This is a genomic window from Mesorhizobium sp. P2_A12, from assembly GCF_056405075.1.
The window spans coordinates 19,874-41,657 of sequence record NZ_JBFUCU010000001.1 but is presented as its reverse complement, the minus strand read 5'-3'; the positions used below and the strand labels follow the sequence as shown (position 1 = coordinate 41,657).

At 64.7% G+C, this 21,784-nt stretch carries 20 protein-coding genes; 10 read left to right on the top strand and 10 right to left on the bottom strand.

What is annotated here, in order from left to right; genetic code table 11:
• Nucleotides 1–28 precede the first annotated feature (28 nt).
• Complete coding sequence (locus AC1DZU_RS00140; protein WP_477282161.1) at nucleotides 29–829, top strand: ParA family protein; 801 nt, start codon at nucleotides 29–31, stop codon at nucleotides 827–829.
• Nucleotides 830–896: 67 nt separating this feature from the next.
• A complete protein-coding gene (locus AC1DZU_RS00135; RefSeq protein ID WP_477280646.1) occupies nucleotides 897–1,784 on the top strand; it encodes a ParB/RepB/Spo0J family partition protein in 888 nt (295 codons plus the stop codon).
• Nucleotides 1,785–2,079: 295 nt separating this feature from the next.
• Here AC1DZU_RS00135 and holA read toward each other — a convergent pair whose 3' ends face one another.
• Nucleotides 2,080–3,123: a DNA polymerase III subunit delta gene (gene holA / locus AC1DZU_RS00130; protein WP_477280644.1), complete on the bottom strand. Its 1,044-nt coding sequence runs from the start codon at nucleotides 3,121–3,123 to the stop codon at nucleotides 2,080–2,082.
• 357 nt (nucleotides 3,124–3,480) lie between these two features.
• Between holA and AC1DZU_RS00125 the strand changes: the two genes are divergently transcribed.
• From AC1DZU_RS00125 to lpdA, 4 genes are all read left to right on the top strand, one after another.
• Nucleotides 3,481–4,713: a thiamine pyrophosphate-dependent enzyme gene (locus AC1DZU_RS00125; protein ID WP_477224795.1), complete on the top strand. Its 1,233-nt coding sequence runs from the start codon at nucleotides 3,481–3,483 to the stop codon at nucleotides 4,711–4,713.
• A gap of 2 nt (nucleotides 4,714–4,715) precedes the next feature.
• Entirely contained in the window at nucleotides 4,716–5,729 is a 1,014-nt protein-coding gene (locus AC1DZU_RS00120) for an alpha-ketoacid dehydrogenase subunit beta (RefSeq protein WP_477280642.1), read from the top strand.
• Between the two features lies 1 nt (nucleotide 5,730).
• Nucleotides 5,731–7,053: a dihydrolipoamide acetyltransferase family protein gene (locus tag AC1DZU_RS00115; RefSeq protein WP_477280640.1), complete on the top strand. Its 1,323-nt coding sequence runs from the start codon at nucleotides 5,731–5,733 to the stop codon at nucleotides 7,051–7,053.
• 246 nt (nucleotides 7,054–7,299) lie between these two features.
• On the top strand, nucleotides 7,300–8,691 hold the full coding sequence (gene lpdA, locus AC1DZU_RS00110) for a dihydrolipoyl dehydrogenase (protein ID WP_477280638.1): 1,392 nt from the start codon (nucleotides 7,300–7,302) through the stop codon (nucleotides 8,689–8,691).
• Nucleotides 8,692–8,935: 244 nt separating this feature from the next.
• Here lpdA and AC1DZU_RS00105 read toward each other — a convergent pair whose 3' ends face one another.
• The gene (locus AC1DZU_RS00105) at nucleotides 8,936–10,039 is read right to left on the bottom strand and encodes a saccharopine dehydrogenase family protein (RefSeq protein WP_477280636.1); all 1,104 of its coding nucleotides are present in this window, start codon (nucleotides 10,037–10,039) and stop codon (nucleotides 8,936–8,938) included.
• Nucleotides 10,040–10,220: 181 nt separating this feature from the next.
• Here AC1DZU_RS00105 and AC1DZU_RS00100 point away from each other — a divergent pair, with 181 nt between their 5' ends.
• A complete protein-coding gene (locus AC1DZU_RS00100) occupies nucleotides 10,221–10,649 on the top strand; it encodes an Lrp/AsnC family transcriptional regulator (RefSeq protein WP_095084380.1) in 429 nt (142 codons plus the stop codon).
• Between the two features lie 191 nt (nucleotides 10,650–10,840).
• Here AC1DZU_RS00100 and AC1DZU_RS00095 read toward each other — a convergent pair whose 3' ends face one another.
• The 4 genes from AC1DZU_RS00095 to AC1DZU_RS00080 form a co-directional block, all read right to left on the bottom strand.
• Nucleotides 10,841–12,211, bottom strand: coding sequence for a sensor histidine kinase (locus tag AC1DZU_RS00095; protein ID WP_477280633.1), 1,371 nt, complete (start codon nucleotides 12,209–12,211; stop codon nucleotides 10,841–10,843).
• Nucleotides 12,208–12,885: a winged helix-turn-helix domain-containing protein gene (locus tag AC1DZU_RS00090; protein WP_477280631.1), complete on the bottom strand. Its 678-nt coding sequence runs from the start codon at nucleotides 12,883–12,885 to the stop codon at nucleotides 12,208–12,210. The genes AC1DZU_RS00095 and AC1DZU_RS00090 overlap by 4 nt, the downstream gene beginning before the upstream one ends.
• A gap of 281 nt (nucleotides 12,886–13,166) precedes the next feature.
• Nucleotides 13,167–13,958, bottom strand: coding sequence for a COG4705 family protein (locus AC1DZU_RS00085; RefSeq protein ID WP_477280629.1), 792 nt, complete (start codon nucleotides 13,956–13,958; stop codon nucleotides 13,167–13,169).
• 33 nt (nucleotides 13,959–13,991) lie between these two features.
• A complete protein-coding gene (locus AC1DZU_RS00080) occupies nucleotides 13,992–14,249 on the bottom strand; it encodes a hypothetical protein (RefSeq protein ID WP_477280627.1) in 258 nt (85 codons plus the stop codon).
• 257 nt (nucleotides 14,250–14,506) lie between these two features.
• On the opposite strand from AC1DZU_RS00080, the gene AC1DZU_RS00075 reads away from it, so the two are divergent.
• On the top strand, nucleotides 14,507–15,142 hold the full coding sequence (locus AC1DZU_RS00075) for a methyltransferase family protein (protein WP_477280625.1): 636 nt from the start codon (nucleotides 14,507–14,509) through the stop codon (nucleotides 15,140–15,142).
• 52 nt (nucleotides 15,143–15,194) lie between these two features.
• Here AC1DZU_RS00075 and AC1DZU_RS00070 read toward each other — a convergent pair whose 3' ends face one another.
• Nucleotides 15,195–15,680, bottom strand: a complete 486-nt coding sequence (locus AC1DZU_RS00070; protein ID WP_477280624.1) for a hypothetical protein — start codon at nucleotides 15,678–15,680, stop codon at nucleotides 15,195–15,197.
• Nucleotides 15,681–15,865: 185 nt separating this feature from the next.
• Between AC1DZU_RS00070 and AC1DZU_RS00065 the strand changes: the two genes are divergently transcribed.
• Nucleotides 15,866–16,267, top strand: a complete 402-nt coding sequence (locus tag AC1DZU_RS00065) for a RidA family protein (RefSeq protein WP_477280622.1) — start codon at nucleotides 15,866–15,868, stop codon at nucleotides 16,265–16,267.
• Nucleotides 16,268–16,307: 40 nt separating this feature from the next.
• Complete coding sequence (locus AC1DZU_RS00060; protein WP_477280620.1) at nucleotides 16,308–17,543, top strand: amidohydrolase/deacetylase family metallohydrolase; 1,236 nt, start codon at nucleotides 16,308–16,310, stop codon at nucleotides 17,541–17,543.
• 38 nt (nucleotides 17,544–17,581) lie between these two features.
• Here the strand turns inward: AC1DZU_RS00060 and AC1DZU_RS00055 are convergent, their stop codons facing one another.
• From AC1DZU_RS00055 to AC1DZU_RS00045, 3 genes are all read right to left on the bottom strand, one after another.
• A complete protein-coding gene (locus tag AC1DZU_RS00055) occupies nucleotides 17,582–19,372 on the bottom strand; it encodes an NAD(P)-binding domain-containing protein (protein ID WP_477280618.1) in 1,791 nt (596 codons plus the stop codon).
• Nucleotides 19,373–19,493: 121 nt separating this feature from the next.
• Nucleotides 19,494–20,738 carry a M24 family metallopeptidase gene (locus AC1DZU_RS00050; RefSeq protein WP_477280615.1) on the bottom strand — a complete coding sequence of 415 codons (1,245 nt, stop codon included), beginning with the start codon at nucleotides 20,736–20,738 and terminating at the stop codon, nucleotides 19,494–19,496.
• Between the two features lie 251 nt (nucleotides 20,739–20,989).
• The gene (locus tag AC1DZU_RS00045; RefSeq protein ID WP_477280613.1) at nucleotides 20,990–21,523 is read right to left on the bottom strand and encodes an invasion associated locus B family protein; all 534 of its coding nucleotides are present in this window, start codon (nucleotides 21,521–21,523) and stop codon (nucleotides 20,990–20,992) included.
• Nucleotides 21,524–21,784 lie beyond the last annotated feature (261 nt).

Sequence of the window (21,784 nt, the reverse complement as noted above, 5' to 3'; positions counted from 1 at the left end):
CCCAAAAATGAATTTCTGGCATAGATCCATGATGAAGAATGGCCCCCGAATCATCACCGTAGCCAACCAGAAGGGCGGTGTCGGCAAGACGACCACCGCCATCAATCTGGCTACTGCGCTCGCGGCAATCGGTGAAAAGGTGCTGATCGTCGACCTCGATCCGCAAGGAAATGCGAGCACCGGCCTCGGCATCGACCGCAAGGACCGGACGGTCTCGGCCTATGACGTGCTGACGGGCGAACTGGATCTGGAAGCTGCGGCGATCCCGACGGCGGTGCCCGGCCTGTCGATCGTGCCGTCGACGCTCGACCTGCTCGGCATCGAGATGGAGATCGCCTCGGCGCCTGACCGGGTGCTGCGGCTGCGCAACGCCTTGCGTGCCTCGGCCGACCGTTCGGCCGGTTTCGGCTATGTGCTGATCGACTGCCCGCCGTCGCTCAATCTCTTGACGCTGAACTCGATGGCCGCGGCTGATTCGGTGCTGGTGCCGCTGCAATGCGAATTTTTCGCGCTCGAAGGTCTCAGTCAATTGCTGGAAACCGTCGAGCAGGTGCGCCGTTCGATCAATCCGGATCTCACCATCCAGGGCATCGTGCTGACCATGTATGACGGTCGCAACAATCTCGCCAACCAGGTGGTGCAGGATGTGCGGGCACACATGGGCGACAAGGTCTACGAGACCATCATTCCGCGCAATGTGCGGGTGTCCGAGGCTCCGTCCTACGGCAAGCCGGCGATCCTGTACGATCTGAAATGCTCGGGCAGCCAGGCCTATTTGCAGCTCGCGTCGGAAGTGATCCGCCGCGAGCGCAAATTGCGCGCTGCTTGATTAGCTGCGATGAATATTTAAAAGCCGATTCGATACCGAAACGATCTGGATGTTAACTGGAAGTGTTATGAGCGAAGACCTTTCGAGAAAGAGACTGGGGCGTGGACTGGCAGCGCTGATCGGCGAGATCGATCGTCCGGTGGCACCGGAAAAGCCCGGGATGAGCTCCGACGGCAAGGTGCCGATCGAGTTCCTGACCCCAAATCCGAAAAATCCGCGCCGGCATTTCGGCGAGGCCGAGCTGACCGACCTCGCCCACTCGATCCGCGAACATGGCGTGGTGCAGCCGGTGGTGGCGCGGCCGTCGCCGACGCAGGCGGGCCGCTACGAGATCATCGCCGGCGAGCGGCGCTGGCGCGCGGCGCAGCGCGCCGGGCTGAACGAGATCCCGGTCATCATCCGCGAGGTCAACGACCGCACCGCGCTCGAACTGGCGATCATCGAGAACGTCCAGCGCACCGACCTCAACGCGGTCGAAGAAGCGCTTGGCTACCAGCAGCTGATCGACGATCACGGCTACACCCAGGCTGATCTCGGCCAGGTGATCGGCAAGAGCCGTAGCCATGTCGCCAACACGCTGAGGCTCTTGAAACTGCCGGATGTGATCCGGGACATGCTGGTCGACGGCGCGCTGTCGGCGGGCCACGCCCGCACGCTGGTGACCGCGGAAGATCCGGCCGGCCTTGCCAAGCGCATCGTCGAAGAAGGGCTTTCGGTGCGCCAGGCCGAGGCGCTGGCGCAGATGCCGGCCGGCAGCACGACAAAGGAAGCCAAGCCGGCGGCAAGCCCGGAACAGAAGGACGCCGACACGCTGGCGCTGGAAAAGCTGTTGACCGATACGACCGGGATGATCGTGTCGATCGACCACAAGAGCAAAGGCGGCACGCTTCGTGTCGCGTATCGGTCGCTGGAGCAGCTCGACGAGCTATGCCGCCGGCTGAAGCAGGAGCGGTAGTTAGCCGGCGAATATTCTGATGGAAGGCTAATCTACCAAGGGCTCACTCAAATGGAATTCGCTCGTCATTCCAAGTGCTTGGTACGCCAGCGCCGCCCCTCACCTGCCTGCCGGCATCCTCTCCCCGTAAACGGGGCAAGGGACGCTGTCATCAGCGGTTTCGACAATCGCCAACGTCGCAGGAAAAGCGCCAGCGTTGCAGCCAGCCCCTTTGTCCCCGTTCTACGGGGAGAAAGGCCCGGCAGGGCAATGAGGGGCAGCGCTGACCTCGACGGCTGAGCCGTCAGTCCCAAAACTACCGCTGCGCCAGCCGGCTGCTTTCCACCGCAATGCCAAGCAGTGCTTGGCGCGCCAGCGCGACGGAGAGATCCGGGCGCCGCCGCGTCTGCAGCACAGCGGTCTGCAGCCGGGTCAGCGCGCGACCGAGGGCTTCGCTGCTCCAGCGCTCCAGCGCCTTCTCCACTAGCTTGCGCCGCGAGAAGAAAACCGGCGGGCGGGCGGCGGCCACGACCGAAGCGGCGTTGCGGCCGGCAGATTCCATCTGACCGCGCATGGCCTGGATCGCCTGCAACTGGCGCATCGCAGAGGACAGCACCAGGAAGGGCTGGCCACCGGATTGGCAGTGCCGGGTGAAGGCGGTGTCGAAATCGCCGACCTTGCCTTCGAGAAGCGCGTCGACGGCGTCATCGAAAGAGGCGCCGGAGACGTCGCCCGACATCGCCCTGACGTCGTCGAGGCTGATCTCCTTCTGGCCATGGGCGTAGAGGATGAGCTTTTCGATCTCGCCCCGCGAAGCCAGCCGGTCGCCGCCGAGATTTCGGCGCAGCGCCTGTCTTGCTTCCATGGTCATCGACATGCCGGCCTTGCGCAATTCATCGTCGATGACGGCATCGATGTCGCGGGCCTCGTCGGCATAGCAGGGCAGCGCCACGGCGTTGTCCGCCGCCTCGACGATGGCGCGCAGCCCGACGCCTTTCTTGAGATCGCCGGCCTCGATCAGGATGATGGCGTCGCGGGGCGGCTCCGCGGTCAGAGCCTTGACGTCGTCGGCCAGCGCCTTCTGGCCGCTGGCGTTGCGCACCCACAAGAGGCGCCGGTCGGAAAACATCGGCACGGTGCGCGCCTCGTCGAGCAGCCGGCCCTCGTCGCGGTCAACCTCCGAACCATCAAGCCTGACCACCGAGAACGGATCGTCGAGCGGCAGGCCGGTCTTTTCGGCAAAGGCCTTGGCGCGCTCGGCAACGAGCCCGCGATCGGGGCCGTAAAGCAGGACGATTGAGATGCGCTGGTCCGGACGGGCCAGCCAGGAATCGACCTCGAAAGCTTTCTTCTGTGCCATGGGGGGTGGTTAGCATGATGCTGGGGCGGCTTCCAGCTTGGGTCCGCCAACCTTGGCGCCCGTCCTCCCCTCCGGGGCGTAATGTGAGGGAGAGGAACCCAACTGTTGCCAACCAAACCTTATCTGGCGAAAAACCTCCGGCAACCTTGCCCCTAATTGCGCGCCGCCGCCCAACATCGACAAGAAATTTCGCGGACATATCTTCATGTTGTGGCGGGGAGGCTGGATCGGCCGGCGCGGCCGGGAACCGAGGCCTGAAGGCTTGCCCAGACGAAATCGCACTGGTCTGGCGGCGCAGATATGCAAATATCGTTGGCCAGGGAAGTTGGGTCCAGGCAACATTGGAGGACAGAGGTCATGGCCGATGCTGGGATGTTGCGTTTTCACGTTCCGGAACCGGAAGTTAGGCCGGGCGGAACGCCTGACTTTTCCAACGTGCCCATCCCCAAGGCCGGCTCGGTGCCGCGCCCCGACATCGATGTCGATCCGCGCACCATCCGCGATTACGCCTTCTCGATCATCCGGGTGCTGAACCGCAATGGCGAAGCCGTCGGCCCCTGGGCCGGCCTGCTTTCCAGCGACGAGTTGTTGGCCGGCCTGCGTCACATGATGACGCTGCGGACCTTCGATGCGCGCATGCAGATGGCGCAGCGCCAGGGCAAGACCTCGTTCTACATGCAGCATCTGGGCGAGGAGGCGGTGGCCTGCGCCTTCCGCAAGGCGCTTGCCCCCGGCGACATGAATTTTCCGACCTATAGGCAGGCAGGCCTGCTCATCGCCGACGGCTATCCGATGGTCACGATGATGAACCAGATCTATTCCAACGAAGCCGACCCGCTGAAGGGCCGGCAGTTGCCGATCATGTATTCGTCGAAGGAGCACGGCTTCTTCTCGATCTCCGGCAATCTGGCGACGCAGTATATCCAGGCGGTCGGCTGGGCGATGGCCTCGGCGATCTCGAACGATTCGAAGATCGCAGCCGCCTGGATCGGCGACGGCTCGACGGCCGAGTCCGACTTCCATTCGGCGCTGGTGTTCGCCTCCACCTACAAAGCGCCCGTCGTGCTCAATGTCGTCAACAACCAGTGGGCGATATCGACTTTCCAGGGCATTGCCCGCGGCGGCTCGGGCACCTTCGCTGCCCGCGGCCTAGGCTTCGGCATTCCGTCGCTGCGCGTCGACGGCAACGACTATCTCGCCGTCCACGCGGTGGCCAAATGGGCGGCCGAGCGGGCGCGCAGCAATCTCGGGCCGACGCTGGTCGAATATGTCACCTACCGCGCCGGCGCGCATTCGAGCTCGGACGATCCTTCGGCCTACCGGCCAAAGACCGAATCCGACGCCTGGCCGCTAGGCGATCCGATCGTGCGGCTGAAGAACCACCTAATCCAGCTCGGTGTCTGGTCGGACGAGCGACATGCACAGGCCGAGGCGGAAATCCTCGACACGGTGATCGCGGCGCAGAAGGAAGCCGAGAGCCACGGCACGCTGCATGCCGGCGGCAAGCCGTCGACGCGCGACATGTTCGAGGGGCTCTATGCCGAGATGCCGCCGCACCTGCGGCGCCAGCGCCAGCAGGCGGGGGTCTGACCATGCCAAGACGGACCATGATCGAGGCGATCCGCGACGCCATGGACGTGTCGATGGGACGCGACGACAAAGTCGTCGTGTTCGGCGAGGATGTCGGCTTCTTCGGCGGCGTCTTCCGCTGCACGCAAGGTCTGCAGGCCAAGTACGGCAAGAGCCGCTGCTTCGATGCGCCGATCAACGAATCCGGCATTGTCGGCTCGGCCATCGGCATGGCCGCCTACGGGCTGAAGCCATGCGTGGAAATTCAGTTTGCCGACTACATGTATCCGGCCTACGACCAGCTGACCCAGGAAGCGGCGCGGCTACGCTACCGCTCGAACGGGGATTTCACCTGCCCGATCGTGGTGCGCATGCCGACCGGCGGCGGCATCTTCGGCGGCCAGACGCACAGCCAGAGCCCGGAGGCGCTGTTCACCCACGTGTCGGGGCTGAAGACAGTGGTCCCGTCCAACCCGCATGACGCCAAGGGGCTGCTGATCGCGGCGATCGAGGATCCCGATCCGGTGATCTTCCTCGAGCCGAAGCGGCTCTACAACGGCCCGTTCGACGGCCACCACGACCGGCCGGTTACACCGTGGTCGAAGCATGCCCTCGGCGAGGTCGCCGATGGCCACTACACGGTGCCGCTCGGCAAGGCGGCGATCCGCAGGCCCGGCTCGGCGGTCACGGTGCTCGCCTACGGCACCATGGTCTATGTCGCGCAGGCCGCGGTCGAGGAAACCGGCATCGATGCCGAGATCATCGACCTTCGGACCCTCTTGCCGCTCGACCTCGACGCCATCGTCGCTTCGGTCAAGAAGACCGGGCGCTGCGTCATCGTGCATGAGGCGACGCTGACCTCCGGTTTCGGCGCCGAGCTGTCGGCGCTGGTACAGGAAAACTGCTTTTACCATCTGGAGGCGCCGGTGGTGCGGGTCGCCGGCTGGGACACGCCCTACCCGCATGCCCAGGAGTGGGACTATTTCCCCGGTCCGGCGCGCGTCGGCCGGGCGCTGCTGGAAACGATGGGAGCTTAAGATGGGCGAACACATCATCAAGCTGCCCGATGTCGGCGAAGGCGTCGCCGAGGCCGAACTGGTCGAATGGCATGTCAAGATCGGCGACATCGTGCGCGAGGACACCGTGCTCGCTGCGGTGATGACCGACAAGGCGACGGTCGAGATACCGTCGCCCGTCGATGGCGAGATCCTGTGGCTGGGCGCCGAGATCGGCGACACGGTGGCGATCGGATCGCCGATTGTGCGGCTGAAGGTGGCTGGCGAGGGCAATGTGAAGCCGCAGGGCGGCGACGTTGAAGTGGTGGCCGCCGAACCGCTGGCGAAGCTGCCGACCCCGAAGCCCGAGACTGCCGCGCCGGCCGCGAAGGCGCCGCCAAAGGCGGGTGAGACAGACGTGAAACCTGCAGCGGCCGTCTCGAAGAGCCCCCGGCAGCCTTCCGTCTCCGGCGCACCGCGTCCGGAGGGCGAAAAGCCGCTGGCCTCGCCAGCGGTCCGCCTGCGGGCAAAGGAGGCCGGCATCGATCTCAGGCAAGTTGCCGGAACTGGGCCGGCCGGCCGCATCGGCCACGAGGACATCGAAGCTTTTTTGGCGCGCGGACCCCAAGTTGCGAAAACATCGGGCCTCGCCCGCAACGACGCCGTCGAGGACATCAAGGTGGTGGGGCTGCGGCGCAAGATCGCCGAGAAGATGACGCTGTCCAAATCGCGCATCCCGCACATCACCTATGTCGAGGAGATCGACGTCACCGCGCTGGAGGACTTGCGTGCCGCGCTCAACAAGGAAAAGCGCGCGGGCAAGGCGGAGCGGCCGAAGCTGACGCTGCTGCCGTTCCTGATGCGGGCGATGGTCAAGGCGATAGCAGACCAGCCCAATCTCAATTCGTTGTTCGACGACGAGGCCGGCATCATCCACCAGCATGGCGGCATCCATATTGGCATCGCCGCGCAGAGTCCGTCGGGGCTGGTCGTGCCAGTGGTCAAGCATGCCGAGGCACGCGACATCTGGGAGTGCGGCGCCGAGGTGATCAGGCTTGCCGAGGCGGCCAAGTCGGGCACGGCGACACGCGACGAGCTGTCCGGTTCGACCATCACCATCACCTCGCTCGGCGCCATGGGCGGCGTGGCGACGACGCCTGTCATCAACCATCCGGAAGTGGCGATCATCGGCGTCAACAAGATGATGGTGCGGCCGGTCTGGGACGGCACCCAGTTCATACCGCGCAAGATGATGAACCTGTCCTCCAGCTTCGACCACCGCGTCATCGACGGTTGGGACGCCGCCGTCTTCATCCAGCGCATCAAGACGTTGCTGGAAACGCCGGCGCTGATTTTTGTGGATTGAGGGAACGATCGAGATGCCGGCGGGACAGCACCCCCCTCTGCCTTGCCAGGCATCTCCCCCACAAGGGGGGAGATCGGACGTCACGCCGGCTTTCGCCAATTTTTACCGCTTGAGGGGTGAGCGGTCCGCCGATGCGGCCAATCTCCCGCCTCGTGGGGGAGATGTCCGGCAGGACAGAGGGGGACGCGAAGGATCTCGACAGAGTGTTCCTTACGATCCGGCGCGACAACGAGTTAGGATGCGATGATGAAAGAAATCTCCTGCAAGCTGCTCATCATCGGCGCCGGTCCCGGCGGTTATGTCTGCGCCATCCGCGCCGGCCAGTTCGGTGTCGATACGGTGATCGTCGAGGCCGGCAAGCCGGGCGGCACTTGCCTCAATGTCGGCTGCATCCCCTCCAAGGCGCTGATCCATGTGGCGGAGGAGTTCGAGAAGGTGTCGCACATGGTGGGCGGCAACAGCCCGCTCGGCATCTCGGTCACCGCTCCCGTGCTCGATCTTGCGAGGACCGTCGCCTGGAAGGACGGCATCGTCAGCCGGCTCAACAGTGGCGTCGCCGGCCTGCTCAAGAAGGCTGGGGTCAAGACCGTGCATGGCTGGGCGACGTTCCGTGACGGCAAGACGGTCGCGGTCGAGACCGAGACCGGCGTGCAGGTGATCCGCGCCGAGACGATCGTCATTGCCACCGGGTCGGCGCCGGTCGAGCTGCCGTTTCTGCCGTTCGGCGGCCCGGTGGTTTCGTCGACCGAGGCGCTGGCCCTGAGCGAAGTGCCGAAGAAGCTTGCGGTCGTCGGTGGCGGCTATATCGGCCTCGAGCTCGGCATCGCCTTCGCCAAGATGGGCGCTGAGGTGACCGTGGTGGAGGCCTTGCCGCGCGTGCTGGCGCAGTACGATGCCGAGTTGACGCGGCCGGTGGTCAAGCGGCTCGCCGCGCTCGGCATCGAGGTCATGCTCGGCGCCAAGGCCAAGGGGACCAAGGGCGGCGCGCTGCTGGTCGAGACATCGGACGGCAAGAGCGCCAAGGTCGCCGCCGATAAAATCCTGGTCGCCGTGGGCCGCAAGCCGGTGACCGAAGGCTGGGGGCTCGATCAGATCGACCTCGACATGGCGGGAAAGTTCATCCGCATCGACGACCAATGCCGCACCTCGATGCGCGGCATCTTCGCCATCGGCGACGTCACCGGCGAGCCGATGCTGGCGCACCGGGCGATGGCGCAAGGCGAGATGGTCGCGGAGATCGCTGCCGGCCACAAGCGCAGCTGGGACAAGCGCTCGATTCCCGCCGTCTGCTTCACCGATCCCGAGCTGGTGACGGCCGGCCTGTCGCCGGAGGAAGCCAAAGCTCATGGCGGCGAGATCAAGATCGGTATGTTTCCGTTCGCCGCCAACGGCCGGGCAATGACGAAACTTGGCGAAGACGGTTTCGTCCGCGTCGTCGCCCGCGCCGACAATCATCTGGTGCTCGGCATCCAGGCAGTCGGCCAGGGCGCGTCGGAACTGGCGGCAGCCTTTGGGCTGGCGCTGGAAATGGGTGCGCGGCTGGAGGACATCGCCGGCACCATCCATGCCCATCCGACGCAAGGCGAAGGATTCCAGGAAGCGGCGCTCAAGGCGCTGGGGCACGCGCTGCATATTTAGGATTCAGTGGGGTTTGCATTGGATTCGAGCCTCGTTCGGCCGAGTTCCTTCGCGCCCCCCTCTGTCCTGCCGGACATCTCCCCCTCAAGGGGGGAGATCGGCAGCTTTGGGCTCCGGCGCATTACTTCGATGAAAATTGGCGAAAGCCGTCATGAAGTCCGATCTCCCCCCTTGAGGGGGAGATGCCCGGAAGGGCAGAGGGGGGCGCTGTCCCGCCAACCTCTCACAAGCTAGGTGCGAAACGTCAGCTCGCGAGCCGGCTCACCATCTCATGTTGCGCGTAGGCGCGGCCGAAGCGGTTGGCGAGGAAGGCGTCGAGCGCGATGTCTTCCTGCTTGACGAAGCCGGTTGCCGGCAGGCTGCCGTCGGCCAGCATGTCGAGCACGGCACATATGCCGGAGGCGGTGGTGATCTGGATGGCGCTGCGCACGACGTCGCCGACGCGCTTGGAATAGATCTTGTTGGCGTAGGTTTCTTGCAGCAGGCGGCCGTTCTTGCGGCCGGAGACGGTGACGAAGACGATGACGACATCCTGCAGCGTCGCCGGCAAAGAGCTTTCAAAGATGTCTTTCAGCACGTCGCGGCGATGGCGCAAGCCGAGGTCGTTGAGCAGCGCCTTCATGATCGCGGCATGGCCGGGGTAGCGGATGGTGCGGTAGTTCAGCGTGCGCACCTTGCCTTTCAGCGTCTCGGCCAGCGTACCCAGCCCGCCGGAGGTGTTGAACGCCTCGTAGGTGACGCCGTCGAGCGAGAATTCCTCGCGCTCCTCCAGCGGCGGCACTTCGATCAGTTCGCCCTCGACGATCGCCTCGCAAGGCTCGCAATATTCGTTGATGACGCCGTCGGTGCTCCAGGTCAGATTGTAGTTCAAAGCATTCGACGGGTATTGCGGCAGCGCGCCAACGCGCATGCGCACGCTTTCCAGCGAATCGAAGCGGCTGGCGAGATCGTTGGCGACGATCGAGATGAAGCCGGGCGCCAGCCCGCATTGCGGGATGAAGGCGCTCTTGCCCGAAAGCGCCAGCTGCTTGACCCGCCTGGTGCTGACGACGTCCTCGGTGAGGTCGAGATAGTGCACGCCGGCGTTTGCCGCTGCCTCGGCGATGCGCGTGGTCAGGTGGAAGGGGGCGGCGCTGAGCACCGCGAACTTGCCGGCCAAAGCCGCTTCGAGCGCGCCCGATGCCTCGATGTCGAGTTCCAGGGTGGCAACCGTGGCCGGTAGTTCGGCAGCGGCGAGCTGTGCCGCCGAGCGGTCGACCAAGGTGACGTGGTAGTCACCGGTGGCGGCGAGCATTTCGGCAATGGTCGAGCCGATCTTGCCGGCGCCGACAACAACAATTTTCTTCATGAAACGTCCCTCACCCAAAAGCTGAACTTGAACACATAATTTTGTGCATGGCGTTTGTCCCAAAACCGCTGCGCACTTTTGGGAGACATGCATCAGAATCGCAGCTTGCCCGTCGAAAGGAAGCGTGGAATTGTTCGAAACGAAACTCTGATTGTGCATTCTGCCGAAGGGAATCGTCGAAATGCTCAGCGAAGCCGAACAGGCCCTGCTCTCCCTTCTGCGCGACAATGCGCGTGCCTCTACCGCCGAACTTGCGCGCAAGCTCGGTGTCTCGCGCACGACGGTGCAGAGCCGGATCGAACGGCTGGAGCAGCGCGGCATCATCACCGGCTACGGCGTCCGGCTGGCGCCGGACTACGAGCAGGGGCTGGTGCGGGCGCATGTGCTGCTCACCGTAACGCCCAAGCTCGCCGACAAGGTGGTGCGCGGCCTGCAGGCGCTGGCGCCGGTCAGGACGCTGCATTCGGTCAGCGGCAATTTCGACATGATCGTCATCGTCGACGCACCGTCGATCCGCGACCTCGACATGCTGCTCGACCAGATCGGCGCCATGGACGGTGTCGAGCGAACCTTGTCGTCGATCATCCTGTCGACCCGCATCGACCGCTGAGGACTTGGGTTCCTCGCCCCCGCGAAGCGGGGGAGAGGTGGCCGCGAAGCGGCCGGAGAGGGGGTTTTGTAGGGCGGCATTGGGCGAAGGAAGGTTCCGGGTCATCTGGCACGGCCAGCGCCGTTCTCCCTCTCAGTCTCGCCACCTCCCCCCGCTCTGGTGGGGGCGAGGAACCCAAGCTGGATCGCCGGCTAACCAAATGCCAGCGGAAAGCTCACCACCACGGCGAGGCCAGGCCGGCAATCGTCAAGGGCGATCGACGCGCCGTGTAGATCGGCGATGGCCCTGACAAGGCTGAGGCCAAGGCCGCTGCCCGGTGTCGACCGGCTGTGGTCCAGTCGGTAGAGCCGCTGGAACACTTTCTCGCGCTCGTCCGGAGGAATGCCGGGTCCATTGTCGGCGACGCTGGCGACAACGCGATCGCCCTGGCGGGTCACCGACAGCTTGATGGTCGTGCCGGGCGGGCAATGGCGCAGCGCATTCTCCACCAGATTGGCGAACATCTGCGTCAACAGCTCGCGATCGCCATGGATCCGATTCGCGGTTTCGTTCAGTTTGGTCGACGACAGCACCTTGCCGTCGTCCTCGGCCACGTCGGTGTAGATCTCGGCGATGGTTTGCAGGATTTCGCCGAGAGCGACATCGGTAAAGCGCGCCCTACGGGCGCCGGCCTCGATCTGGGCGATGCGCAGCAGCGCATCGAAGGTCTCGTTGATCTGGTGGCCCTCGGCGCGCGCTTCGGCCAGATCGTCGGAGACCTCGCGGCCTTGCGCGGCTCTGTCGGCGGCGCCCTCCAGGATCATCTGCAGCCGGTTGAGCGGCGTCTTCAGATCATGGGCGATGTCGGCGCTGACCTGTTTCATGCCCTCGACCAACGCCGACAGGCGGTCGAGCGCCGCGTTGACCTGGCGGGAGACGATGTCGATGTCGTCGTCCTTGCCGGTCAGCGGGATGCGAGTGTCCAACCGTCCATGCGAGACGTCCACCATGGTGGCGGCGATGCCGTCGAGCCGGCGCTGGACGCGCGAGGCGAGCAGGGCGCCGCCGGCGACCGCCAGCCCGGTGATGATCAGCGTTGCCCAGCCGAAGCTCATCAGCATGATCGTCTCCAGTTCCTCCGTCTCGGACAGGCTGAAGGCGACCGTCAGATTGTTGCCGCCGATCGAGCCGGAATAGGCACGGTATTCAGCGCCGGGCGGCACGCCGGGCATTTCGGCGTTGAACATCGAGAAGCCGTCGGGAAGTCCAGCTGCCGTGAAATTGCCGGCCAAGCGAATCCCGGCCGCGTCGGTCAGCGAAAACAGCTGTTCCTTCTTCGGGCTGCGCATGGAGTGGCTTTCGATGGTCTCGACAAGCTCCTTCAGGTCATTTTCGGCATAGGTAGCCGCGACGACCGCGTAGGTTTCCTTGATGGTGTCGTCGAGCTGCTCGGCAAGATCGGCGCTCATCATCTGGTAGACGATGGCGCCCGACAGCACGAAGGCGAGCATGAACAGGAAGGCGAACGTCAGGGCGAGCCGGAACGGCGTGCTGCGCAGCAGGCGGGGCCATGCTCCGGTCATGGCGCTGCGTGCAGACTGTAGCCGGTGTTGCGGACGGTGTGGATAAGCTGGGTTTCGAAAGGCTTGTCGATCTTGGCCCGCAGCCGGCTGATATGGGTTTCGACGACGCTGGTCTTGGGGTCGAAATGAAAATCCCAGACGCGCTCCAGAAGCATGGTGCGGGTGATCACGCGTCCTTCGCCGCGCATTAGGACCTCCAGCAGGCTGAACTCCCGCGGCTGCAGGTCGATCGGCTGGCCCTGTCGCGTGACACGGCGCATGATCAGGTCCATTTCGAGGTCGGCAACCCGCAAAACGGTCTTCTGCTCCTGCGCCGCCGGCCGGCGGCCAAGCGCGTTGATGCGGGCGAGAAGCTCGGAAAAGGCGAAGGGCTTGACGAGATAGTCGTCGCCGCCGGCCTCGAGCCCCTCGACGCGGTCGTCGACGCCGCCGACCGATGTGAGGAAGATCGCCGGTGTCCGTACCCCGGCGGCGCGCACCGCCTTGATCATCGACAGGCCGTCGAGATCGGGGATCATGCGATCGGCTATGATCACGTCATAGCTGCCGCTGGTCGCCGCGAAAAGCGCATCGTGGCCGTTGCGCAGCAGGTCACACACATGGCCGGCCTCGGTTAATCCCCGGACGATGTAATCGGCCGTCCTGTGGTCGTCCTCGACAAGCAGAAGTCGCATGGCTGTTCCGGTTCGTGGCCGATTTCGGTGAGAGGCTAGCACCGGCATGGGCCCGTTCCTAGGATGTCGCGAGGCTGCTTCCATACCGCGCCGCCAAATCGATGCAGCGGTACGGAATTCTGCTCCGCTGCATCCTTCGGCCAATCTCGCGGCATAGATCCTCGGGTCTGCGCTGCGTCGCTGCGCTCCGTGCTCCGCCCGTGGATGACGAAGCGATGGGCGTTCCGGCTGAACGCCCAGGCATGTGGACCGTCAATGCAAGCGACCCGACAAGACTTCGCCTAGTCCGATTCCAGCAGGATTTCGTCGGCCTCGTCGGCGGTTTTCTTGAGCGTCATGTAGAGAACGAGACCAATGATGCAGCCAAGGAAGATCAGGCTGGTGAAAATGGTGCCGAAACCCAAGCCGCCATATTCGACCGGCTGCGACAACAGATCGCCGAAGGAGGCGCCAAGCGGCCGCGTCAGGATGTAGGCGAGCCAGAAGGCCAGGATGCCGTCGAGATGGAGCAGGTACCAGGCAAGCGCGATGAGCGCGATGACGCCACCGAACAGCAGGCCAGATGTCAGGTAGCCCATGTCGAAGCTCTCCGCGACGAGGTCGCCGGCGGCGGTGCCGAGCGAGAAGGTGAACAGGATCGCCAACCAGTAGAAGATCTCGCGCCTTGTGGTGACGATGGTGTGGATCGACAGCGTTCTTTCGCTGGCGTACCAGACGGCGAATGTCGCGGCGAGCGCCACCGAGAAGGCGATGGTCGTCGTCTGCAGGCGTACGCCGAAATTGTCGACGAGGTTGTCGGTGACCAGCGTACCGACAATGCTGATCAGCACCACCGCCAGCCAGTAGGCCCAGGGCACGTAGCGCTTCTGCGCGAACTGCAGGACGAGGGCGACGACCAGGATGCCAGTCATGACCAGCGAGGTGACGGTCAGTCCAAGGCCGAGGTTGACGGCGAGATAGTCGGCCGCCGTTTCACCCATGGTCACCGCCATCAGCTTGATCAGCCAGAAATCGACAGTGACCTCCGGGACCCTGTTGTGGCTCGGCGCGGCGGGCGTAGTGGGAGAAAGCATGGCGGACGTCCCTGCGGCTGGTGGTTCGCGGCACTATTTGCCCATGACCTTCATGGCCTGGGCGAAGAACTCGTCGGCGCGCTGGTCGTCGTCGGCGTTGCAGCGTTCGATGCCCTTGGCCTCCAGTTCCGAGACCTTCGCCTTGTCCGCGGCGCTGAGCGTGGCCGCCGCTTCCGCCGCACGAAGGGTCTTCAGCGTATCCTCGCAAGGCGCGGTGGCAGCGAACAAGGACGAAACCGGACTGGACACGGCAAGGCCGCAAAGTGCGATAGCGAGCGCAAATCGTCTCATGAGATGTTTCCCTGTTTGATGCCGGTTGCGGCAATTGAATCCGGCCCGGTGGTGGCCGATCCGACACCAGCACAGTAGGGAAGCGAGTTCACGCTCGCCTGTCCGGCGGTTTACAAATTCGTAAGAATGGGCTGGGGCCGCGCGAAAGGCCTTTACGAACGCCTCGCGGTGCGCTGATAGAAGGCCCGGGCGCCTTGCATCCGCCATCAATGGGGTGACCCGGTGTCCCCGGGCTTGCCAGCGCTCCAGGAAACACGATGACCTACGCTACCCTAAAGCCGGTTTCTCGGGCCTTCAACCAACGCAAGCGGCTGATCTTCGTGCGGGCGGCGGCTGTGCTGGCGGTGCTGCTTCTGTTTCTCACTAAACCGGCGCTTAGCGAGGGCTCGAACGGGCACGAGACGCTCGAACTCTTCGGCTTCTGCCTGGTGCTGGTCTGCGTCGTCGGACGGCTGTGGAGCATCCTCTATGTCGGCGGCAAGAAGAACGAGGAACTCGTCTCGACCGGACCGTTTTCGATAACCCAGAACCCGCTCTACTTCTTCTCGACGGTCGGCGCAGTCGGCGTCGGATTGCTCTATGGCTCGTTGCTGGCGGCCGTCGCGCTTGGCCTTGCCAGCTTCTTCATCTTCCGCGTCACGGCGCGCAAGGAAGCCGGATTTCTGCTCGGCAAGTTCGGCCCGGCCTACCTTGCCTATGTCAAGAACACGCCCCGGTTCTGGCCAAATCCGCTTCTGTATCACGACCATGACCAGATGCAGTTCTCGACGCAGGCGCTGAAGCGCACGTTCTATGACGGGCTCTATTTCCTCGCCATCTTCCCGGCCATCGAACTGGTCGAGCATTTCCGGGCGACCGGCCTGCTGTTCCCGGCCTTCGTCACGATCTACTGATCAGCGGCGCGGTGCCTCGCGACGGGCGCCCCGCACCGCCAGCCAGGGGCTGCTAGCCGCCAAGCGGATGCGGCATGTAGCCGACGAAGCCCGCAATCTTCCAGCTGCCGCCGACCTTAGTGCAGAAATACAGCGTCTGCCATTTCAGCCTGTCGACGCTGCCGTCGGCCTTGGCGACGGAACCGTCGAATTTCTTGTGCAGCACGGCGCGGTCGCCGTCGACATCGATGTCGCGCATGTTGGTGACCCGAAACAGCGCCTCGCGCAGCGGCTCGGCGAATTTCGTCGCCGCGGTCTCCTTGGCCTGGCGCAGCCACTCGTCGCGATAGACCTCCAGCCTCGGGAACTGCAGCCGCCAGGCGTCGGCATTGCTGAGGAAATGCGCATGCATGCCGAAGAAGCTCGAGGCCACGAAATCGCCCTCGACCATCGACCAGTCCTGGCCGATGAAGGCGTCGATGTCGCGCCGCACCAGCATTTCCCATAGCGCATGGCGATCGGCATCGCCGGCCGGAAACGGATTCTTGTCGTAGGGCATTTTCTCACTCTCTCCGGGTCACAAATGCGTCTATCGTCGCGGCTTCAAAGCAGCGTGACGGCGCGCACGATGCAAGCGCCTCTGTAATAAAGCAACATGGATTCCGTGAAAATGTTGCTTTCCAACAGGGCCCCTATGAGGATCGCCCCGATCGCTGTAGATGTCGATCGAAGCGGGGAGCCGCCATGGCATCCCGTCACGCCATCAGAGGAGGTGATCCCTTGCCGAAGCAGTGTTTTGGAACGTCGCATGTGCCGCTGTCGCCGGCAGTGCGGGCCGGCGATTTAGTCTATGTCTCGGGCCAGGTTCCGGTCGGCAGCGACGGCATCGTGGTCAAGGGCGGCATAACGGAACAGACCGAACAGGTGCTCGCCAATGTGAAGGCTGCGCTGGCGCTGGCCGGCTGCACCCTGGACGATGTCGTCAAGACCACGGTCTGGCTTGAGGACGCGCGCGATTTCGGCGCCTTCAACGCGGCCTACGCCAGGCATTTCCCGAAGAACCCGCCGGCCCGCACCACAGTCGAGTCGCGGCTGATGATCGACATCAAGATCGAAGTCGAGGCGGTCGCCTACCGGCCGGTCTAAGCCTCTGAGGCGGCAAAACAACGAAACGGAGGTTACCTCAATGCAATTCGACCTCCTGCTTAGGGGCGGACGGCTGATCGAACCGGCCTCAGGGCTCGATGCGCCGCGCGATGTCGCCATCGCCAATGGACGCATTGCCGCGGTCGATGTCGATATCCCGGCCGACCGCGCCGCGCAGGTCGTCGATGCCGCCGGCTGCATCGTCACTCCCGGCCTCGTCGACCTGCACAGCCACGTCTATTGGGGCGGCACCTCGCTCGGCGTCGATGCTGACCGGCTGGCTGCCAAAAGCGGAACCACCACCTTCATCGATGCGGGCAGTGCGGGTGCTGGCAATTTCCTCGGCTTCCGCCGCCATGTCATGGAGCGCTCGAAGGTGCGCATCCTGGCCTATGTCAACATTTCCTTTGCCGGCATCTTCGGCTTCTCGCAGACGGTGTCGGTCGGCGAGTGCAGTGATCTCAGGCTCTGCGAACCGCGCGAGGTCGTGGCCGCGGCGCGCGAACACCGCGATGTCGTGGTCGGAGTCAAAGTTCGCTCCGGCCGCCATGCCGGCGGCACCAGCGGCATCGCCCCGGTCGACCTGGCGCTTGAGGCCGCCGACCAGGCCGGCCTGCCGTTGATGGCGCATATCGACGAGCCGCCGCCCGGCCGCTCGGAAGTGCTGCCGCGCCTGCGCAAGGGCGACATCCTAACCCACTGCTTCCGGCCGTTCCCCAACGCGCCGGTGTTCGCCTCCGGTGCAGTGCGGCCGGACATGCGGCTGGCGCGCGAGCGCGGTGTCATCTTCGACCTTGGCCATGGCATGGGTTCGTTCGATTTCGCGGTCGCGCGGGCCATGCTCGAGGAGGGACTGGCGCCCGACGTGATCAGCAGCGACGTGCATCTCTACTGCGTCGACGGGCCGGCCTTCGACATCCTGGTCTGCATGTCGAAGCTGTTGGCGCTCGGCATGCCGCTGGTCGAGGTTCTGCGCGCGGCAACACAAGCCCCGGCGCAGGCGATTGCCAGGCCTGACCTCGGCACGCTGGCAGTCGGCACCGTCGGCGACGTCGCCGTGCTGCGGCAGCGCCCCGGCCGCTTTACCTTTGTCGACGCGGTCGGCGCCTCGCTGGTCGCCGACCAGCGGCTGGTGTGCGAAGGCATCGCCATCGGCGGCACCTGGTGGCCGAACGAGGTGGTCGACGATGCCAGCGAGACCGAGCGTTTCGAGGCGCATCCCACGCATACGCATGTCGAGGTGGCGGCTAGGCACTTTGGGCATCGGCACGAGTGATGAGAGCCAATCTCCCCCACAAGGGGGGAGATCGGGCGTCACCGACCGGCGTTGCTGAACGCCCCATAGACGGTCGTCTCGATCCCCTCCATGCGCGCCTTGATCTGCAGCGCCACATATTTCGAATAGAAGCGAGACAGCGCCAGATTGCCGCCGTGGAACCACAGCGCTTGCTGAGCAGTCGGCTTCCACATGTTGCGCAACTCGCCTTGCCAGGGTCCGGGATCGCCCTTCACGCCGGAGCCAAGCCCCCAGCACGGGCCGACCTTGTCGGCGACCTCGCGCGAGACGATCGCGGCCACCGTCTCGTTCATCGACTGATAGCCGGTGCAGGCGACGATCGCGTCGAGGGCAAGCTCGCTGCCGTCCTCGAAAAGGATGCCGCTCGGCGTCAGCGATTTGATGGCGACGCCGCTGCGCACGCCGATCTCTCCGTCGATGATCAGGTCGGAAGCGCCGACATCGATGTAGTAGCCGGAGCCGGTGCGATAGGCCTTCATCAGCAGGCCGGTCTCGTCGTCGCCGAAATCGATGGCGAAGCCGGCGGCGCGCAGGCGGTCGTAGAAGGCCGCGTCGCGTGCCTTGATCACCTCGTAGAGCGCCTGCTGGCCCTTCGGCACCAGCGCGAAGGGCGTCGAGGCGACGATCATGTCGGCCTTCTCGGTGGTGATGCCGCGCGCCAGCGCGTTCTCCGAAAAGATCTCGAAGCCGACTTCCATCAGCGTGTCCGACTTGACCACGGTGGTCGGCGAGCGCTGGATCATGGTGACCTCCGCGCCGCTCTCCCAGAGGTCGACGCTGACATCATGCCCCGAGCTTGCCGCGCCGATGACGGCGACCTTCCTGCCGCGGAATTTCTCGCCGCTGGAGTACTGGCAGGAATGCAGCAACTCGCCCTTGAATTGATCGGCGCCCGGCAGATCGATCTGCCGCGGGGGGCCATAGGCGCCGGTGGCAAACACGATGTGCTTCGGCTTCAGGGTGATGTGGCGGCCGACGCGGTCGACGACGACGGTCCAGACCTTTTCGGCCTCGGCATAGGACGCGCTGAGGCACTTCGTGGCGACCCAGTAGTTGAGCTCCATGACGCGCGTGTACATTTCCAGCCAGTCGCCCATCTTGTCCTTGGGCGTGAACACCGGCCAGTTTTCCGGGAACGGAATGTAGGGCAGATGATCGTACCAGACCGGATCGTGCAGCACGAGAGTGCGGTAGCGGTTGCGCCAGGAATCGCCGGGGCGCGCGTTCTTCTCGATGATGATGGTGGGCACGCCGAGCTGCCTGAGCCGCGCCCCCAGCATGATGCCGCCCTGGCCGCCGCCTATGACAAGGCAATAGGGCTGTTCGCCGGCGCCGAGGTCGCGCGTCTCGCGCGCCCGCGCCTCCGTCCAGGTCTCGCGGCCGGGGTCGGCCTTGTGGCGCACGCCCAGCGGCCGCGCCGGCCCCTTGCGCTCCTCGAACCCCTTGAGATCGGTCATCGCGGTGAACAGCGTGCGGCAGCGGCCATCGCGCAGGCGCATGACGCCTTCGCCACGCGCCGATACGGTCTCGAAGCTGAACCAGGCCTCGACAGTGCCCTCGTCCGAGGTCGCCTCGCCGGTCAGCTGCCATGCGGCCGGCTTCGTTGCCGCCAGCGTCGACGCGAGCATGTCGGCGATCGCCTCGCGGCCTTCCATGGTCGTGATGTTCCAGGTGAAGGTCAGGAGATCGCGCCAGTAGCAGTCGTCGACGAACAGGTTGCCTACCGCCGCCACGTCGCCCGCTTCGAGCGCCTTGGCAAAGGAACCGAGCCATGCGGCCGACTGTTTCGATGGTGCCATGTCGAGCATTTCTTCCCTCTTGCCGCAAAGGCGCCGAACACGGCGCGAAAACTCAATTATCGACCTTGGCGCATCGCGCTGTGGAGCGCTACTCCTGCAGCGTACAACCACCAGGACCAACCCGCCCTCGCTAACCAATCGTCTCCAGCCGTCTTGGCAAGCGGTTCATGGCAACCGGCCCATCCGGCGTGACCAGGAACTGGTCCTCGAGATTGAAGCTGGCGAGGCCGTCGATGTAGAGCGGGATTTCGAAGGCCAGCACCATGCCGGCTTCGATCACGACTTCGCTGTCGGCGGCAATGAACGGCCATTGTTCGGAAAAGACCGACTGGCCGACGCCATGGCCAAAATGGCCGCGGCGGTAGGAGCGCAGCCCTTGCCGCGCCAGGCTGTCGCTGGCGACCCGATGCACATGGCCGAGCGAGGCTCCCGGAACAAGGGCTGCCAGCCCATCCTCGAAGGCCCGTTCGGCGATGGCATGCAGCTCGGCCTGTTCGGCGGATGGCGGCCCGAAAATGAAGTTGCGCGACATGTCGGAGGCGTAGCCGCCGACGGTGCAGACCATGTCGCACTTCAGCGGATCGCCGGGCATTGCCTTGGCATCGGCGCCTTTGGCCCGGGCGCCCAGCGTCACGTATTCGGCGGTAGCAACCGGATGCGACAGGCCGGCCGCGGCCGTGGCGACGCCTTCCCGGTAGAGTGCAACGAGATCGGCCTGGCGCATGCCCGCCATGGCATCCACCTGCAACCGGTCCAGCCCGGCTTCAGACAGGATGATGCCTTGCTGGAGCAGCTCGATTTCGCGATGCGATTTCACCGCCCGCAACCGATCGAGCACCGCCGAACCGTCGACCATCGAACAGCCCGGCAGCATCGCTTGCAGGACTGAAAAATCGGTGACCGCAATGAAATCGAGGTCGACGCCGATGGTCGCGCGGTCAAGCCCGAACCCGGTCAGGATCTGGTTCAGCTCGCGGGCGGAATTGGCCAGTTCGAATGTCGCCGGCCGGGAAAAATCGGGCGACCGGCCAGACGATGCGAGACCGGCCTCGATGCGATGCGCCAGCGCATGGCTGGAGGTCGCGAGGTCAGGCGTGGCGGTTTCGATCCAGATCGGGTGGCTGCGGACCACGGCGTCCGGCAATGCAGCCTGCAGCTGAGCCGCGTTGAAATCCGCCACCACGACGCCGATCGGCAGGTCCTGCCGGGCCGGGATGATGACGAAGCCGGCGCCGGCCCGCCGGAACAGTCCGGCCGGGCCGACCCAGGCACCGGTCGCATAGTGGAATGCCTCGGGCGCACAGAGCACCAGCGCCTGCAGGCCAGCGCGTTCCATCAGTTGCGTCGCGCGCAGGCGGTCGACAAACCCCGTCATGAATTCTTCTCCGGATGTCCGAAGCGGCAACGGAGCATTCCGGGTTCAGACAATCAAGCCGGTTTCATAGGCAGAGGTGCGCAGAACTTGCGCGATGTTGGCGGGACAGCACCCCCCTCTGCCCTGCCGGCCTGGCCGGCAGGGCAGAGGGGGGTGGGAAGGATCGCGACAGAACAACTTTCAGTTTTGCCCACAGCATTGTTCGGCGGGCGTTGAGGCGGCTTCGCGTCCAGCCGGCGTCAGCACCCCCGCTACTTGATGGATTCCAGCTTGGCGACGGCAGCCGTGAAGCCGGCCAGCGACACCGGGATGGTGACCGGCTTGCGGGTGACCGATTCCATGCCGATGTTCAGGTTGGTTCCCGACTTCATGGCCTTGATGAGGTCCGCTGACAGCGGCGTGGCGGCATAGGCGCCGTTCTGGTCGCTGGTCTGGATGGCGAGGGTCGTCTTCTGGCCCTGGTCGATCTGGAACGAGGCGCCGGACGGCAGGAACAGTCCATGCGGTAGCGCGAGCAGCATGGCCAGGCCGCCATTGGCGTTGTCTCGGCGCACGGTCACGGTCAGCACGCGCTGTCCGGACTTGGCTTCGGTCAGGTTCTGCGACACCTGGCACTGAAGCTCGGCGGTTGCCGAGCCGCTCGAGCAGTTCACCGCCCACGGATTGGCATCGGCAGGTTTTGCAGTGGAATCAGCCGGTTTGGGCTGGGCCGGCTTGGCGTCTTCGGCAAGGGCCGGTCCCGTGCCCGACAGGACCAGCCACAGGGCGGCTGAACTTGCGATCATTAGATTAGCGTGAGCTAAACTTAAGGACATTTTCTTTAAGCCCCGCATTCTTTCTTTCCCCGTCAGGTATTCTCGTCGGTGGGGCTTGATACAACACTCGGGACTGTTTCGGAAGCCGGGCCGGAGCCAAGAAAGCCGGCAAAAATACTGTGACCTTTGGGACACACGACAGAAATTTGGAGGAAAGCCATAGAAATCGAAGGATTCGCGACTCGCTCTACAATACAATTCGAGTATGAATTCACACGCGGGACGTGCAGT